Raw genomic sequence first — 15,075 nt, 5'->3', positions numbered from 1 at the left:
CCTCGGTTTGAAACGATCCTGACCCATCTATCTTAACCGAGTCACAGTGGCTTGCCTGTGACAGGAGCGCCAAAATCAAAAGGGGCCCAAAAGGCCCCTTTTACCATGATGGCTGGTCGATCACTCGTCGATGGAACGCAGCAGGGCGTTGATGCCGACCTTGGCACGGGTCTTGGCATCCACCTTCTTGACGATGACGGCGGCATACAGACTGTACTTGCCGCACTTGGAGGGCAGGGAGCCGGAGACCACCACTGAACCGGCTGGCACGCGACCATAGTGGATCTCGCCGGTTTCGCGGTCATAGATGCGGGTGGACTGACCGATGAAGACGCCCATGGAGATGACGGAACCTTCCTCGATTATCACCCCTTCAACCACTTCTGAACGGGCACCGATGAAGCAGTTGTCCTCGATGATGGTCGGATTGGCCTGCAGCGGCTCCAGTACGCCGCCGATGCCGACGCCGCCGGAGAGGTGCACGTTCTTGCCGATCTGGGCGCAGGAGCCCACTGTGGCCCAGGTATCGACCATGGTGCCTTCATCGACGAAGGCGCCGATGTTGACATAGGAGGGCATCAGCACTGTATTGGGGGCGATGAAGGAGCCCTTGCGAGCGGTGGCCGGCGGCACCACGCGCACGCCCGCCGCCTTGAACTGCTCGGCGGTGTAGTCGGAGAACTTGAGGGGAACCTTGTCGTAGTACTGGGCGTCGTCACCCTTGATGATGCCGTTGTCATTGATGCGGAAGTAGAGCAGCACGGCCTTCTTCAGCCACTGGTGGACGACCCACTCACCGGCAATCTTCTCGGCGACCCGGGCCTTGCCGGAGTCCAGCAGATCGATGGCCTCCAGGATGGCGGCCTTGGTGGCGGCATCGACGGAGCCGGGGGTGATGGAATCACGGCGCTCGAAGGCCGCTTCGATGGTCTGTTGCAACTGGGTCATGACAGGTTTCCTTTAAAAAATTCTGTTTGTTGTATCACACTTTTCCAATCGTTTTTAAGGGCTCTGGCCGATTTCTTCAAAAGAAAGGCGGTTTATTGTACTTGAGTGGCCCAACCACTTGTTCTGATTGATAAATCAAAACAATAAACGGCGTCTTGTGAAGCCTTTCCCGGGCCTTATCGCCCCTCCTCGTCCCCCTGCTCCTGCGGGTTGAGCTGATTGACCAGTCGCTCCTCCAGCGCCTGCTGTTCGGCCTGGTTCAGCGGCTCGCCTTCGAGGGTAGTGAGGCTGAAGAAGTCTTCTACCCGCTCGCCTATGGTGGTGATCTTGGCGGCATGTAATTCGATGCCGCACTGCTGGAAGACGGCACCGATGCGGGCCAGCAGGCCCGGGGTATCCAGGGCGGTCAGCTCCAGCAGGGTGTGGCGGCTCTCCCCCTTCGTGGGTGAAGTGCGGGGCAGGAAGACCACCCGGGTCGGCACGCTGAACTGGCGGTGGCGCCGTGACAGGGGCTTGTTGCGCAGCACCAGCTTGCCCGGCTCCTGCAGCGCCTTCTCCAGCGCCTTCTTGATGGTGGCGGTGCGGTTGGGGCTGATGGGCTCGCCATTGGGCTCGAGCACGATGAAGGTGTCCAGCACATAGTCGTTGCGGGAATTCATGATCTGGGCGTCGTGGATGTTGAGGTTCTTCTGATCCAGCGCCGAGGCCACGGTAGCGAACAGATTCGGGGTGTCGCGGCAATAGATGAACACCTCGCTGCCGCCCCGGATGGGGTGCTTGCCGATGAGCACCAGGGGGGCCGGGTTGTCGCCGTGCGCGATGATCTTGCGGCAGTGCCAGGCGATCTGCTCCGGGCTGTGGCGCAGGAAATAGTCGGCCTTGAAGTCGTTCCAGAGGGCGTTGACTGCCTCCTCTGGCACCTCGCGCTGGGCCAGGATCTGCCTGGCCTGACGCTGGTTCTCGCGGATCTTGAGGCGCATGTCCGGCGGGTTTTCCAGCCCCTGACGCAGCGCCTTCTGGGTGGCGAAGTAGAGCTCCCGCAGCAGGGTACCTTTCCAGTCGTTCCACAGGGTGTCGTTGGTGGCGCAGATATCGGCCACGGTCAGGCAATAGAGCAGATCCAGGTGCAGTTCGTCTCGCACCTTGTGGGCGAAGTCGGTAACCACCTCGGGATCGTAGATGTCGCGGCGCTGGGCGGTGACCGACATCAGCAGGTGATGGCGCACCAGCCAGGCCACCAGGCGGCTCTCGTAGCGATCCAGCCCGTGCAACTGGCAGAACTCCAGCGCATCGACGGCGCCGAGCTCGGAGTGATCCCCCCGCCGCCCCTTGGCGATGTCGTGGAACAGGGCGGCGATGCTGAGCAACTCCGGTTTGCGCAACTGGGTGAACACCTCGTGGCAGAGCGGGTGGGTCTGGCGGCTGGCCGTGTTGGGGAAGCGATGGATGTTCTGGAGCAGGCGATGGGTGTGCTCATCGACCGTGTAGGCGTGGAACATGTCGAACTGCATCTGGCCGACGATGAGGTTCCACTGGGGCAGATAGGCCGCGAGGATCCCGTACTTATGCATAAGAGTGAGGGGCTGGCCGATGCCGTTGGGGTGGCGCAGCAGCGCCATGAACAGACGACGGCATTCGGGCAAGTCCTGCAGCCAGCAACTGAGGGTGCGTCTGGCCTCCCGCAGCTGGCGCAGGGTGGCGGAGTGGATGCCGGCGATGTCCGGGTGCTGGGCTATCTGGTAGAAGAGCCGCAGTATGGCGGCGGGGTCGCGGCCAAACAGCTCGGAATCCACCGCATCGATGAGGCGGCCACGGAGCTGGAACTCGTCGCTGATGCGGCGCACATCCATGGCGGTGTTGCCGAGGATGGCCTCGTCAAACAACTGCAGCAGCATCTCGTTGAGCTCGGCCACCCGTCTGACCGTCTGATAGAAGCGCTTCATCATCTGCTCGACCGGGCCGTTGCCTTCCCCCTCGAACCCCAGCATCTGGGCCACGGTGCGCTGGCGATCGAACAAGAGGCGGTTGTCCCCCTTGTTGATGGCCATGTGCAGGGCGAAACGCACCTTCCACAGGAAGTTCTGGCAGTCGAGCAGCTCGCGGTACTCGGCCCGGTTGAGAAAACCGTGGCTGGTCATCTCGAACAGTGTGGTAGCGCCGAAGTGGCGGCGGGCGACCCAGGCCAGGGTCTGGATGTCCCGAAGGCCGCCGGGATTGCTCTTGAGATCGGGTTCCAGCTTGTAGGCGGTGCCGAGAAACTGCTGGTGGCGCAGGCTCTGCTCTTCGCGCTTGGCACGAAAGAAGGCCTCGCTCGGCCAGAAGTGCTGGGGCTGGGTGGCGGCCTGCAACTGCTCGAACCCCGCCTGGCGCCCGGTGATGTAGCGCGCCTCAATGAGGTTGGTGGCGACAGTGATATCGTTGCGGCCTTGCTCGATGCACTCGCTCACGTTGCGCACCGATTGCCCGACCTCGAGCTTGAGATCCCACAGCAAGGTGATGAACTCGCCGATGCGCAGCCCCAGCACCTCGTCCAGCTCGTCCCCTTCATAGAGGATGAGCAGGTCGATGTCGGAGTGGGGGTGCAGTTCGCCCCGGCCATAGCCGCCCACCGCGATCAGGGTCAGGCTGGTCTTGTCGAAGCCGAACTTGTGCCAGAGCCTTGTCAGCAGCGCATCCATGTATTCGGAGCGGGTGGCCACCAGTTCGATGATGTTGTCGCCGGCATCGAAGCGCTCGTGCAGCCAGACAAGGAAGCGGCTCAGATACTCCTTGCAGTTGTCACGGGTGAGCTGGTCGTCGGGTAACAGGTGGGGGGAAAGCAGACTGGCATCCATGGCATCTCACACACAAGTGGCAGGCAAACGGCTGGAACGGACAGTAAAAACCCCGGCGCTTTGAGGTCAGGGCCGGGGTTCGATGTTAGCTGTGTTTGATGACGCGGTCGATAGTGTCGTCGGGGCGCAGGGTGAGCACCTCGCAGCCATCCTCGGTGACCAGCAGGGTGTGTTCCCACTGGGCGGAGTCGCCGCCGTCCTTGGTGGTGACGGTCCAGCCATCCTTGGGATTGATGCGGCAGTGGTACTTCTTGCTGTTGACCATGGGCTCTATGGTGAAGCACATGCCCGGTTTGAGTTCCAGCTTGCCACCATTGCGGTAGTGCAGGATCTGCGGCTCTTCGTGGAACTCGCTGCCGATGCCGTGGCCGCAGTAGTCACGTACCACAGAGAAACCGGCCTGCTCGACGATGGGCTGGATCACGGCGCCTATCTCTGTGATGCACATGCCGGGACGCACCTGCTTGATGGCGGCGTACAGGCTATCTTGCGCCACCTTGCACAGCTGGCGACGCAGGGGGGTGGTCTGGCCCACGATGAACATGGCGGAGGTATCGCCGTGGTAGCCATCCTTGATGACGGTGATGTCCAGGTTGATGATGTCCCCTTCCCGCAGCTTCTTGTGATTGGGGATGCCGTGGCAGATCACATCATTGACCGAGGTGCAGATGGACTTGGGGAAGCCGTGATAGTTGAGCGGCGCGGGAATGGCCTGCTGTACCTCGATGATATGGTTGTGGCAGAGGGTGTTCAGCTCGTCTGTGGTGACGCCAGCCTTGACATGGGGGGCGATCATGACCAGCACATCGGCGGCCAGCTGGCCGGCAATGCGCATCTTTTCAATCTCTTCCGGTGTCTTGATTTTAATGGACATGGGATCTCTCTTGGGGCCCGACTGCGCATCCTGCCGATGCCCAACAATCAGGTAATGAAAAATAGATGCGTTTGCAATCAGGGCAAAATTTTATCCCCAACCCCCGTTTACTTCCAGTGTGATCGTCATCGCAACGTCATCCAGCGGTCGCAGCCCTCGCCGGGATCCATTTTTAGCGGTCCATCTGGTGGTGTCCTGACCAAAGTTATGGTATAAAGCGCGCCGGAATGGGGAACTTGTGTCCTCATGCCATCACCCTTAATCAATAACACACACACATCGACACCTGTACCGGGGTGCCCCTTTGGGGTCGGTTACATGGGATGTGTGGAGGCCTAACCCCAATACAGAGGTATAAAATGGCTAAAGTTTCTATGCGCGACATGCTGCAAGCCGGCGTTCACTTCGGTCACCAGACTCGTTACTGGAACCCGAAAATGAAGTCCTACATCTTCGGCGCCCGCAGCAAGGTTCACATCATCAACTTGGAAAAAACCGTTCCGATGTTTGACGATGCCATGAACTTCATCAGCTCCGTAGCTGCCAAGAAGGGCAAGGTCCTGTTTGTAGGTACCAAGCGTGCCGCGTCTGAAGCCGTAAAAGAAGCCGCTGAGCGTTGCGACCAGTTCTATGTTAACCACCGCTGGCTGGGCGGCATGCTGACCAACTGGAAAACCGTTCGTCAGTCCATCAAGCGCCTGAAAGATCTGGAAACCCAGAGCCAAGACGGTACCTTCGACAAGCTGACCAAGAAAGAGGCGCTGATGCGTACTCGCGAAATGGACAAGCTGGAGAAGAGCCTGGGTGGTATCAAGAACATGGGCGGCCTGCCTGACGTTCTGTTCGTTGTCGATGCCGACCACGAGCACATCGCTATCAAAGAAGCCAATAACCTGGGTATCCCGGTAGTTTCCATCGTTGATACCAACTCCAACCCGGACGGCGTTGACTATGTCATCCCGGGTAACGACGACGCTATCCGTGCCGTACAGCTGTACCTGAATGCTGCTGCTGACACCGTACTGGAAGCTCGCGCTCAGGACATCGTTGTTCAAGCCGAACAAGATGGCTTCGTTGAAGCTGAGTAATTGATAAGGACTGTAAAGCCCTTATTAACCAAGCTGATGTAATTGGTTAGCAGGGGCCCTTGTGGCCCCTGTTTCTTGTCAATTCAAGACCGAGGATACTGGACATGGCTAACGTTACTGCCGCCCTGGTAAAAGAACTGCGCGAGCGCACCGCCGCTGGCATGATGGATTGCAAAAAAGCGCTGGAAGAAGCCGCTGGTGACATCGAGCTGGCAATCGAGAACATGCGCAAATCCGGTCAGGCCAAGGCCGCCAAGAAAGCGGGCCGTATCGCCGCTGAAGGCGTGATCTTCGCCCGTACCGAAGGCAACATTGCCGCCATGATCGAGCTGAACAGCGAAACCGACTTCGTCGCCAAAGACGCCAGCTTCATGGCCATGGGCCAGAAGATCGCCGACATCGCCGCGACCCAGAAAATTGCTGACATCGACGCCCTGAAGGCCGCCGATTTCGGTAACGGTGAGTCCGTCGAGCTGACCATCACCAACCTGATCGCCAAGATCGGTGAGAACATGAACCTGCGTCGCGTGATGCTGGTTGAAGGTGACAACCTGGGTACCTACGTACACGGTTCCCGTATCGGTGTTATCACCAAGCTGACCGGCGGTACTGCCGACCTGGCCAAAGATCTGGCCATGCACGTCGCTGCCAACAGCCCGCAGTTCGTCAAGCCTGAAGACGTGTCTGCTGAAGTCGTTGCCAAAGAGCGCGAAATTCAGATCGACATCGCCATCAACTCCGGCAAGCCGAAAGACATCGCCGAGAAGATGGTTGAAGGCCGCATGAAGAAGTTCACCGGTGAGGTTTCCCTGACTGGTCAACCCTTCGTGAAGGACCCGTCCATCACTGTGGCTGAGCTGCTGAAGAAAGAAGGCGCTGACGTTGTTTCCTTCACCCGTTTCGAAGTGGGCGAAGGCATCGAGAAGCAAGAGACCGATTTCGCGGCTGAAGTTGCAGCCCAGATCGCGGCCGCTCAGAAGGCTTAATCGAACCGGTTTTTCCGTTTCCCCAGACCGCGACTTATGTCGCGGTCTTTATATGACCAGGAATCAGTGACATGAGTACCAATCCCAAGCCTGCATACAGACGTGTTCTTCTGAAGTTGAGTGGTGAAGCCCTGCAAGGATCCGAGGGTTTTGGCATTGATCCAGCGGTGCTGGAGCGGATGGCCCAAGAGATCAAAGAGCTGGTTGAGCTGGGTGTTCAGGTCGGTCTGGTCATTGGCGGCGGCAACCTGTTCCGTGGTGCCGGTCTTGCCAAGGCGGGCATGAACCGCGTGGTGGGTGACCACATGGGCATGCTGGCGACCGTCATGAACGGCCTGGCCATGCGTGATGCCCTGCATCGTGCTTATGTGAATGCCCGTCTGATGTCTGCCATCTCCCTGCAGGGTGTCTGCGATTCCTACAGCTGGGCCGAGGCCATCAGCCAGCTGCGTGCCGGCAAGGTGGTGATCTTCTCCGCCGGTACCGGTAACCCCTTCTTCACCACCGACTCCGCAGCCTGCCTGCGCGGCATCGAGATCGAAGCCGACGTGGTGCTCAAGGCCACCAAGGTCGATGGTGTGTTCACCGATGATCCGGTCAAGAACCCGGATGCAGTGCTCTATCAAGAACTGAGTTATGATGAAGTTCTTGAAAAAGAACTCAAAGTGATGGATCTTGCTGCTTTTACCCTGGCCCGCGACCACGATCTGCCGATCCGGGTGTTCAACATGAACAAACCGGGTGCATTGCGTAGGGTTATCATGGGTGAGCCGGAAGGTACCCTGATCCACCACGTCAGCAAGTAAGACAAGCCTGAGCCGCCTGGCGCGCTTGTCCATTACGCCAGTAAACAAGATAGATACGGGCCGCATGCCGGCTCGTTCGCCAAAAGGAAAACCACTGTGATCAACGAGATTAAAAACGACGCCAAGGACCGCATGGCCAAGAGCGTAGAATCGCTCAAGACCCAGATGTCCAAGATCCGTACCGGCCGTGCTCATCCGAGCCTGCTCGACGGTATCCAGGTGGAGTATTACGGTGCCGCCACTCCTCTGAAACAGTTGGCTAACGTAGTGGCAGAAGATGCCCGCACCCTGTCCATCTCCATCTTCGATCGCTCCATGATCCAGGCGGTGGAAAAAGCCATCCTGACCTCAGATCTGGGCCTGAACCCGTCCAGCAATGGCCAGACTCTGCGCGTCCCCTTGCCTGCGCTGACCGAAGAGCGTCGCCGCGATCTGACCAAGATAGTCCGTGCCGAGGCCGAAGGTGCCCGGGTTGCCGTGCGCAACATCCGTCGCGATGCCAACGCCGACCTGAAGGCGCTGCTGAAGGACAAGGAGATCTCCGAGGACGACGACCGTCGCGCCCAGGAAGAGATCCAGAAACTGACCGACGCCTTCGTCAAGCTGGTGGATGACGCCCTGGCCGCGAAGGAAAAGGAGCTAATGGAAATCTAAGCCTCCGACAGGTATATTACGAGCGCCGTGTAGTGCCCCTGCACGGCGCTTTTGTCTTTGTGGGAGAAATGAATGTCGCTTTTGGCAGCGCTAGGCGATAGCGCCAGCTCGTCCTTGCCTCGTCACGTCGCCATCATCATGGATGGCAATGGTCGCTGGGCTCAGAACCGTGGCAAGATGCGGGTCTCTGGCCACAAGGCGGGCGTGAAATCCGTGCGTGAGGCCGTGGCCTTTGCCGCCCGTGCCAAGATGGAGGCGCTGACCCTGTTCGCGTTCTCCAGTGAGAACTGGCGCCGCCCGGAAGGGGAGGTCAATGCCCTGATGGAGCTGTTCATGACGGTGCTTGGCCGCGAGGTGAACAAGTTGCACAGCAATGGCATCCGGCTCAAGGTGATCGGCGATACCGCCCGTTTCAGTGAACGGCTGCAGGCCAAGATCGCCAAGGCCGAGGCCCTGACCGCCGGCAACCAGGGACTCACCCTCAACATCGCCGCCAATTATGGCGGTCAATGGGACATAGCCCAGGCGGCCCGCAGGCTGGCTCGCGCCGTGGCAGCGGGCGAGCTGGATGCAGAGGCGGTCGATGAAGAGGCTCTGGCACGTCAGGTCTGCATGGCCGATCTGCCTCCGGTGGATCTGCTGATCCGTACCGGCGGGGATCATCGCATCAGCAATTTTGTGTTATGGCAGCTTGCTTATGCCGAGCTCTATTTTACCCCGGTCTTGTGGCCCGACTTTGACGAGGCCGAGTTCAGCGGGGCAGTTGCCTCCTTCGTTGCTCGCGAGCGTCGCTTCGGGTGTACGGGTGAACAGATACGGGAATTGATCGCCGCGCAACAGACCGGCTAAACCCCGCTCCCAAGAGAGAGGTTTCTTTTGCTAAAACAACGAATTATTACCGCATTACTGTTAGTACCCCTGGTGTTGGGGGCACTGTTTTTCCTGCCATTGAAATTCTTTGCCCTGCTCGCTGCCCTGGTCTTTCTGCTGGCCAGCCGTGAGTGGAGCGCCTTCGTCTCTGCCCAGCCGCAACAATGGTTGCCGCTGGTGTTCTGCCTGTTGCTCGGTGCCAGCCTGTTCTGGGTGCCGGTAGAGCAACTCTGGATCCCCCAGCTGCATCCGCTGGTGATGGGCGTGCTCTGGACCGCCATCAGCTGGTGGCTGCTCGGGCTGCTGCTGGTGCTGCGCTACCCCCGCAGCGCCAGGTTGTGGAAAGAGTCCGTCTGGCTCAAGTCCCTGTTCGGTCTGGTGACCCTGGTGCCCTTCTTCTGGTCTCTGGTGGCCATCCGTGGGTACAACTTCTATCACGACCCCATGATGGGGGCCTGGATCCTGCTGTTCGTGATGGGCCTGGTCTGGGCGGCAGATTCTGGCGCGTATTTTTTCGGCAAGGCGTTCGGCAAGCACAAGCTGGCCCCGGCCGTCAGCCCGGGTAAAACCATAGAGGGCATGCTGGGCGGCCTCTTTACCGCCAGCGTGCTGGCCATAGGCGTGACCTGGTTCATGGGCTTCGTGCCGGCCAAGATGGGGGTGGTGCTGCTCTGCTCCCTGCTGGCGGTGCTGGCGTCCGTGCTCGGCGATTTGACCGAGAGCATGTTCAAGCGGGAGGCCGGCATCAAGGATTCCGGCACCCTGCTGCCGGGTCACGGCGGCATCCTCGATCGCATCGACAGCCTGACGGCGGCGCTGCCCGTCTTCCTGCTCAGCTATCTGCTACTCGGTCAGGAGTTCTGATGCGCAATCTGGTCATTCTGGGAGCCTCCGGCTCCATCGGTCAGAGCACCCTCAAGGTGCTGCGGCAGAATCCGGGGCGCTGGCAGGTGCTGGCGCTGACCGCGGCTCGCAGCGTGGATGCCATGGTGCGGGACTGTCTCGAATTCTCCCCCCGTTTCGCCGTCATGGTGGATGAGAGCGCCGCCAGCGATCTGGCCGGTCGCCTCAAGACCCATGGCTGCGCCACCCGAGTGCTCTGTGGTCAGGCTGCCCTGTGCGAAGTGGCCGCTCACCCTGACGCCCACAGCGTCATGGCGGCCATCGTCGGTGCGGCGGGTCTGGCACCCACCATGGCCGCCGTGCGTGCCGGCAAGCGGATCCTGCTGGCCAACAAGGAGGCCCTGGTGATGTCCGGCGCCTTCTTTATGGAGGCGGTGCGCCACCATGGGGCCGAGCTGCTGCCCATCGACAGCGAACACAATGCGATCTTCCAGTGCCTGCCCGAGGCTATTCAGCGCGAGCCTGGCTTCTGCGATCTGGCCGGGGCGGGCATCAGCAAGATACTGCTGACCGGCTCAGGCGGCCCCTTCCGCTATACCGACATCGACGAGCTGGCCAGGGTCACACCGGCCCAGGCGGTGGCGCACCCCAACTGGTCCATGGGGGCCAAGATCTCGGTGGACTCCGCCACCATGATCAACAAGGGATTGGAATACATAGAGGCGCGCTGGCTGTTCAACGCCCTCCCGGAGCAGATCCAGGTGGTGATCCACCCCCAGTCGGTGATCCACTCCATGGTGCAGTACAAGGACGGGTCAGTGCTGGCCCAGCTCGGCAACCCGGACATGTGTACCCCCATAGCCCACGCCCTGGCCTACCCGGCCAGGATTGAGTCCGGTGTGGAACCTTTGGATTTCTTCAGTGTCGGAGAGTTCAGCTTTATCCGCCCCGACTACGCCCGTTATCCCTGCCTGGCACTGGCCATGGCGGCCTGCCAGCAAGGACAGGCGGCGACCACCTCTCTCAATGCCGCCAATGAAGAGGCCGTCGCGGCTTTTCTTGCAGAGCGCATTGGATTTATGGATATTGCCAGAGTCAACGAATCCATCATGACGACACTGGGCACCAGTGCCGCAGGTTCGCTGGAGGATCTGATTGCGCTGGATGGCAGGGCCCGTGCCCATGCCCAGCAACTGATAGAGGAGCTTGCCGTATGAACGGACTGTGGTGGCCTGGTGCCGCTCTCTACGCCCTCGAGCGCCGAACTGGACATGACCCCGAGGTGATCGGCTGATGGGCGCCTTGTTATGGAATATTGGTGCCTTCATCGTGGCCCTGGGGCTGCTGGTGGCGGTGCATGAATTTGGCCACTTCTGGGTAGCCCGCCGCTGCGGCGTCAAGGTCGAGCGTTTCTCCATCGGCTTTGGCAAGGCTATCTGGCGCCGCATCGGCAAGGATGGCACCGAATATGTGCTGGCCCTGATCCCGCTGGGTGGCTACGTCAAGATGCTGGACGGCCGGGTCGATGAACTCAAGCCGGGGGAGGAGGCACAGGCCTTCAACCACAAGAGCGTCTGGGCACGGATGGCCATAGTCGCGGCCGGCCCCATGGCGAACTTCGTGTTCGCCCTGTTCGCCTTCTGGCTGATGTTCATGATAGGGGTGCCGAGCGTCAAGCCGGTGGTCGGCGAGGTGCGCCCTGCGTCCATAGTGGCCCAGGCCGGCATAGAGCCTGGCATGGAGATCGTCGGTGTCGGCGACGAGGCCACCGGAGACTGGGAGAGCGTGACCTATGCCCTCATCAGCCATCTGGGTGACAAATCGGTACAGCTCAAGCTGAAGGCGCCAGGCGCCAGCTACGCCGTCGACAAGACGCTGATGCTGGATAGCTGGACCTTCGATCCGGACAAAGAGTCCCCCATCGGCAGCCTGGGGATAGTCCCTCTCGGCGGCAAGGTGCTGCCCGTGGTACAGGCCATAGTGCCCTCGAGCGCCAGCGAGAAGGCGGGTCTGCAGGTGGGGGATCGCATCAAGGGCGTGGGTGATCAGGCGATCACCGAATGGACCGAGTTTGTCGAGCGAGTGCAGCAATCACCGGAGCAGCCACTGCAGGTGACGGTGGAGCGCGAGGGCAGCGATCTGACTCTGACCCTGACCCCGGATGTGAAAAAAGTACGGGGCCAGCTGGTCGGTTTCGTCGGCTTGTCGCCGCAACTGGTTCCATTACCGGATGAGTATCGAGTTCTGTTACAGTATGGGCCTTTGCAAGCCCTGTGGCATGGGGTCCAGAAGACCTGGAGCCTGATCACGCTGACCTTTGACATGATCGGCAAGCTGATCGGTGGCATCGTCTCCCTGGACAACCTGAGCGGCCCCATCTCCATCGCCAAGGGGGCTGGCAGCAGCGCAGATTACGGGTTGGTCTATTTCCTCGGTTTCCTGGCGCTCATCAGCGTCAATCTGGGGATCATCAATCTGTTCCCCCTGCCGGTGCTGGATGGGGGCCATTTGGTCTACTTCCTCATCGAGGCAGTCACCGGCAAGCCGGTACCAGAAAAAATTCAGGAAATTGGGTTCAGGATAGGCGCCGCCATTCTGATGTTACTGATGGGCATTGCGCTGTTTAATGATTTCGCTCGCCTCTGAGGCTAGAGCATCAACAAGGACACATAAGAACAAAATGGCTGTTAAAAAAGCATTGGTGTTGAGTTGCCTGCTGGGAGCCAGCTTCCTGGCTCAGGCGGCCCCTGCCTCTTTTGTGGTGCAAGACATTCAGGTCGAGGGTCTGCAGCGGGTGACCCTGGGCGCCGCCCTGTTGAATCTGCCGGTCCGGGTCGGTGACTCCGTGGACTCGGTGGCCCTGGCCAACGCCATCAAGAAGCTCTATGCCTCCGGCAACTTCGAGGACGTCAAGGTCTATCGTGACGGCCAGGTGCTGCAAGTCGTGGTGAAGGAACGCCCGACCATCTCCAGCATCGAGTTTTCCGGCAACAAGGACATCAAGGAGGAGCAGCTGACCCAGAGCCTGGAGTCCTCCGGCATCCGCGTCGGTGATCCCCTGGATCGCACCGTGCTGAGCTCCCTCGAGAAGGGACTGGAAGATTTCTACTACGGCGTGGGCAAGTACTCCGCCAAGGTCAAGGCCATCGTCACCCCGCTGCCTCGCAACCGGGTCGACCTCAAGTTCACCTTCGTGGAAGGGGAAGCGGCCAAGATCCAGCAGATCAACATAGTCGGCAACCAGGTGTTCCCGGAAGAGAAACTGCTGGCCCAGCTCTCCTTGAAGGACGATGTGCCCTGGTGGAACTTCACCGGCGATCAGCGCTATCAGAAGCAGAAGCTGGCCGGTGACATCGAAGTGCTGCGCTCCTACTACATGGACCGCGGTTACATACGTTTCGCTCAGGAGTCCACCCAGGTCTCCATGACCCCGGACAAGAAGGGCGTCTACGTCACCCTGAACATCAAGGAAGGGGATCAGTACAAGGTCTCCGGCGTGCAGCTCAAGGGCGATCTCATCGACCGTGGCGGCGATATGAAGGGGCTCATCCCCATAGAGGCAGGCAGCGTCTACTCCGCCAGCCAGGTGACCCACACCGAAGAGGTGCTCTCCAAGTTCCTCGGCCGTTATGGCTACGCCTACCCCAAAGTGGTCACCTTCCCCCAGGTCAATGACCAGACCAAGGAAGTGGAGCTGATCGTCAACATAGAGCCGGGCCCCCGTGTCTATGTGCGCAACATCAACTTCAGCGGCAACGTCACCACCAAGGACGAAGTGCTGCGTCGCGAGATGCGTCAGATGGAAGGCACCTGGCTCTCCTCCGACAACGTCGAGCAGTCCAAGACCCGTCTCAACCGCCTCGGCTTCTTCGAGACCGCGGAAGTGGACACCAAGAGGGTGGCGGGCAGCGACGATCAGGTCGATCTGGACTTCAAGGTCAAGGAGCAACCGGCAGGCTCCATCAACGCCGGCATCGGCTACGGTACCGAGTCTGGTCTGAGCCTGCAGGCGGGCCTGCAGCAAGACAACTTCATGGGGACCGGCAAGAAGATCGGCATCAACGCCAGCACCAACGACTACTCGAAGAACATCGATCTCAGCTACAACGATCCCTACTTCACCGTCGATGGCGTCAGCCTGGGCGGCCGCCTCTACTACAACAAGTTCAGCGCGGCCGATGCCAACATAGTCGACTACGAGAACACCACCATAGGCTTCCGCCTCTCCAGTGGTTTCCCGGTCAACGAGAACAACCGTCTCGACTTCAGCCTTGGCTACGAGAACAACAAGCTGTCCCAGCCCAACCCCTATGTGCAGGTGGATGAGTTCTGGAAGGTGTACCAGGCCAACCTGGACGGCGACAACCGCATGGTGTTCAACACTGTGGATGTCACCGCCGGCTGGACCCGTTCCACCCTCAACAAGGGTCAGTTCCCGACCGCGGGTGACCGTCAGCGGGTGAACGCCAAGGTGACTGTGCCTGGCATGGACCTGCAGTACTTCAAGCTCAACGCCGAAGACTCCCATTACTTCCCGTTTGATGCGGACCACCAGTGGGTCATGCTGGCCAAGGCCCGCGCCTCTTACGGCAATGGCTACGGCAGCAACGGTGACTACGACCACGTGCTGCCCTTCTTCGAGAACTACTATGCCGGTGGCTTCGATACCCTGCGCGGCTTCAAGAGCAACACAGTCGGTCCTAAGGCGCTCTACTACTACAACCTGGGCGGTAACGACGTGATCCAGGGTACCGACAGCTCTGTGGGGGGCAATGCCCTGGCGGTAGCCTCCCTCGAGATGATAGTGCCGACGCCGTTCGCGTCTGAAAGCTACCAGCCCCAACTGCGGACCAGCTTCTTCATCGATGCCGGTACAGTGTGGGACACCACCTTCGAATATGGTCAGTACCAGAACCGTTGCTTCAGTGGCTGTAACTATCTGATGGACTATTCTGACCCCACCAATATCCGGATGTCGGCGGGTCTGTCACTGCAGTGGCTCTCCCCCATGGGCCCCCTGGTGTTCGTGATTGCACAACCGCTCAAGAAATACGAAGGGGACGATACCGAAGTCTTCTCCTTCAACATCGGCCGTACCTTCTAAGGGCGCGGACGCTCCCCCACTTCGGTGGGGGTATTCAATGATGGGACGCGCAGCTTGCGTGCCTCACC

12 protein-coding genes are annotated in these 15,075 nt (G+C 60.0%); 9 read left to right on the top strand and 3 right to left on the bottom strand.

The features are described 5' to 3' along the window. Nucleotides 1-120 precede the first annotated feature (120 nt). The 3 genes from dapD to map form a co-directional block, all read right to left on the bottom strand. The gene (gene dapD / locus OC537_RS11125) at nt 121-948 is read right to left on the bottom strand and encodes a 2,3,4,5-tetrahydropyridine-2,6-dicarboxylate N-succinyltransferase (RefSeq protein WP_163136506.1); all 828 of its coding nucleotides are present in this window, start codon (nt 946-948) and stop codon (nt 121-123) included. A gap of 176 nt (nt 949-1,124) precedes the next feature. Beyond that, nucleotides 1,125-3,782 (bottom strand): bifunctional uridylyltransferase/uridylyl-removing protein GlnD, encoded by a 2,658-nt coding sequence (gene glnD / locus OC537_RS11120; RefSeq protein ID WP_234677241.1) that lies wholly within the window; start codon nt 3,780-3,782, stop codon nt 1,125-1,127. Nucleotides 3,783-3,867: 85 nt separating this feature from the next. Then, nucleotides 3,868-4,656, bottom strand: coding sequence for a type I methionyl aminopeptidase (gene map, locus OC537_RS11115; RefSeq protein ID WP_262111247.1), 789 nt, complete (start codon nt 4,654-4,656; stop codon nt 3,868-3,870). 359 nt (nt 4,657-5,015) lie between these two features. On the opposite strand from map, the gene rpsB reads away from it, so the two are divergent. The 9 genes from rpsB to bamA all read left to right on the top strand — a co-directional run bounded on the left by rpsB (nt 5,016) and on the right by bamA (nt 15,007). Beyond that, nucleotides 5,016-5,744, top strand: a complete 729-nt coding sequence (gene rpsB / locus OC537_RS11110) for a 30S ribosomal protein S2 (protein WP_025327917.1) — start codon at nt 5,016-5,018, stop codon at nt 5,742-5,744. Nucleotides 5,745-5,848: 104 nt separating this feature from the next. Continuing rightward, entirely contained in the window at nt 5,849-6,730 is an 882-nt protein-coding gene (tsf, locus tag OC537_RS11105; protein ID WP_025327916.1) for a translation elongation factor Ts, read from the top strand. 71 nt (nt 6,731-6,801) lie between these two features. Then, the gene (gene pyrH / locus OC537_RS11100; protein WP_025327915.1) at nt 6,802-7,536 is read left to right on the top strand and encodes a UMP kinase; all 735 of its coding nucleotides are present in this window, start codon (nt 6,802-6,804) and stop codon (nt 7,534-7,536) included. Nucleotides 7,537-7,632: 96 nt separating this feature from the next. Continuing rightward, a complete protein-coding gene (frr, locus tag OC537_RS11095; RefSeq protein ID WP_106886072.1) occupies nt 7,633-8,190 on the top strand; it encodes a ribosome recycling factor in 558 nt (185 codons plus the stop codon). Nucleotides 8,191-8,262: 72 nt separating this feature from the next. Continuing rightward, on the top strand, nt 8,263-9,039 hold the full coding sequence (gene uppS / locus OC537_RS11090; RefSeq protein ID WP_025327913.1) for a polyprenyl diphosphate synthase: 777 nt from the start codon (nt 8,263-8,265) through the stop codon (nt 9,037-9,039). Nucleotides 9,040-9,066: 27 nt separating this feature from the next. Beyond that, the gene (locus OC537_RS11085) at nt 9,067-9,924 is read left to right on the top strand and encodes a phosphatidate cytidylyltransferase (protein ID WP_041206258.1); all 858 of its coding nucleotides are present in this window, start codon (nt 9,067-9,069) and stop codon (nt 9,922-9,924) included. Next, nucleotides 9,924-11,120, top strand: a complete 1,197-nt coding sequence (gene ispC / locus OC537_RS11080) for a 1-deoxy-D-xylulose-5-phosphate reductoisomerase (protein WP_111909926.1) — start codon at nt 9,924-9,926, stop codon at nt 11,118-11,120. Before OC537_RS11085 ends, ispC begins: the two co-directional genes overlap by 1 nt. A gap of 76 nt (nt 11,121-11,196) precedes the next feature. Continuing rightward, nucleotides 11,197-12,549 carry a sigma E protease regulator RseP gene (gene rseP / locus OC537_RS11075; protein WP_025327910.1) on the top strand — a complete coding sequence of 451 codons (1,353 nt, stop codon included), beginning with the start codon at nt 11,197-11,199 and terminating at the stop codon, nt 12,547-12,549. A 34-nt stretch (nt 12,550-12,583) separates the two neighbouring features. Further along, a complete protein-coding gene (gene bamA / locus OC537_RS11070) occupies nt 12,584-15,007 on the top strand; it encodes an outer membrane protein assembly factor BamA (protein WP_111909928.1) in 2,424 nt (807 codons plus the stop codon). The last annotated feature ends 68 nt before the right edge of the window (nt 15,008-15,075 follow it).

Origin of the sequence: Aeromonas sp. Marseille-Q5825 (assembly GCF_946892685.1) — a bacterium.
Taxonomy (GTDB): Bacteria; Pseudomonadota; Gammaproteobacteria; order Enterobacterales; family Aeromonadaceae; genus Aeromonas; species Aeromonas rivipollensis.
Note: the sequence above shows the minus strand (reverse complement) of the source record. Positions and strands in the feature narration are given on the sequence as shown.

Excerpts from the sequence above, each read along its gene's own strand:
- dapD (WP_163136506.1), bottom strand. The coding sequence starts at position 948 with ATGACCCAGTTGCAACAGACCATCGAAGCGGCCTTCGAGCGCCGTGAT.
- glnD (WP_234677241.1), bottom strand. The coding sequence starts at position 3,782 with ATGGATGCCAGTCTGCTTTCCCCCCACCTGTTACCCGACGACCAGCTC.
- map (WP_262111247.1), bottom strand. The coding sequence starts at position 4,656 with ATGTCCATTAAAATCAAGACACCGGAAGAGATTGAAAAGATGCGCATT.
- rpsB (WP_025327917.1), top strand. The coding sequence starts at position 5,016 with ATGGCTAAAGTTTCTATGCGCGACATGCTGCAAGCCGGCGTTCACTTC.
- tsf (WP_025327916.1), top strand. The coding sequence starts at position 5,849 with ATGGCTAACGTTACTGCCGCCCTGGTAAAAGAACTGCGCGAGCGCACC.
- pyrH (WP_025327915.1), top strand. The coding sequence starts at position 6,802 with ATGAGTACCAATCCCAAGCCTGCATACAGACGTGTTCTTCTGAAGTTG.
- uppS (WP_025327913.1), top strand. The coding sequence starts at position 8,263 with ATGTCGCTTTTGGCAGCGCTAGGCGATAGCGCCAGCTCGTCCTTGCCT.
- ispC (WP_111909926.1), top strand. The coding sequence starts at position 9,924 with ATGCGCAATCTGGTCATTCTGGGAGCCTCCGGCTCCATCGGTCAGAGC.
- rseP (WP_025327910.1), top strand. The coding sequence starts at position 11,197 with ATGGGCGCCTTGTTATGGAATATTGGTGCCTTCATCGTGGCCCTGGGG.
- bamA (WP_111909928.1), top strand. The coding sequence starts at position 12,584 with ATGGCTGTTAAAAAAGCATTGGTGTTGAGTTGCCTGCTGGGAGCCAGC.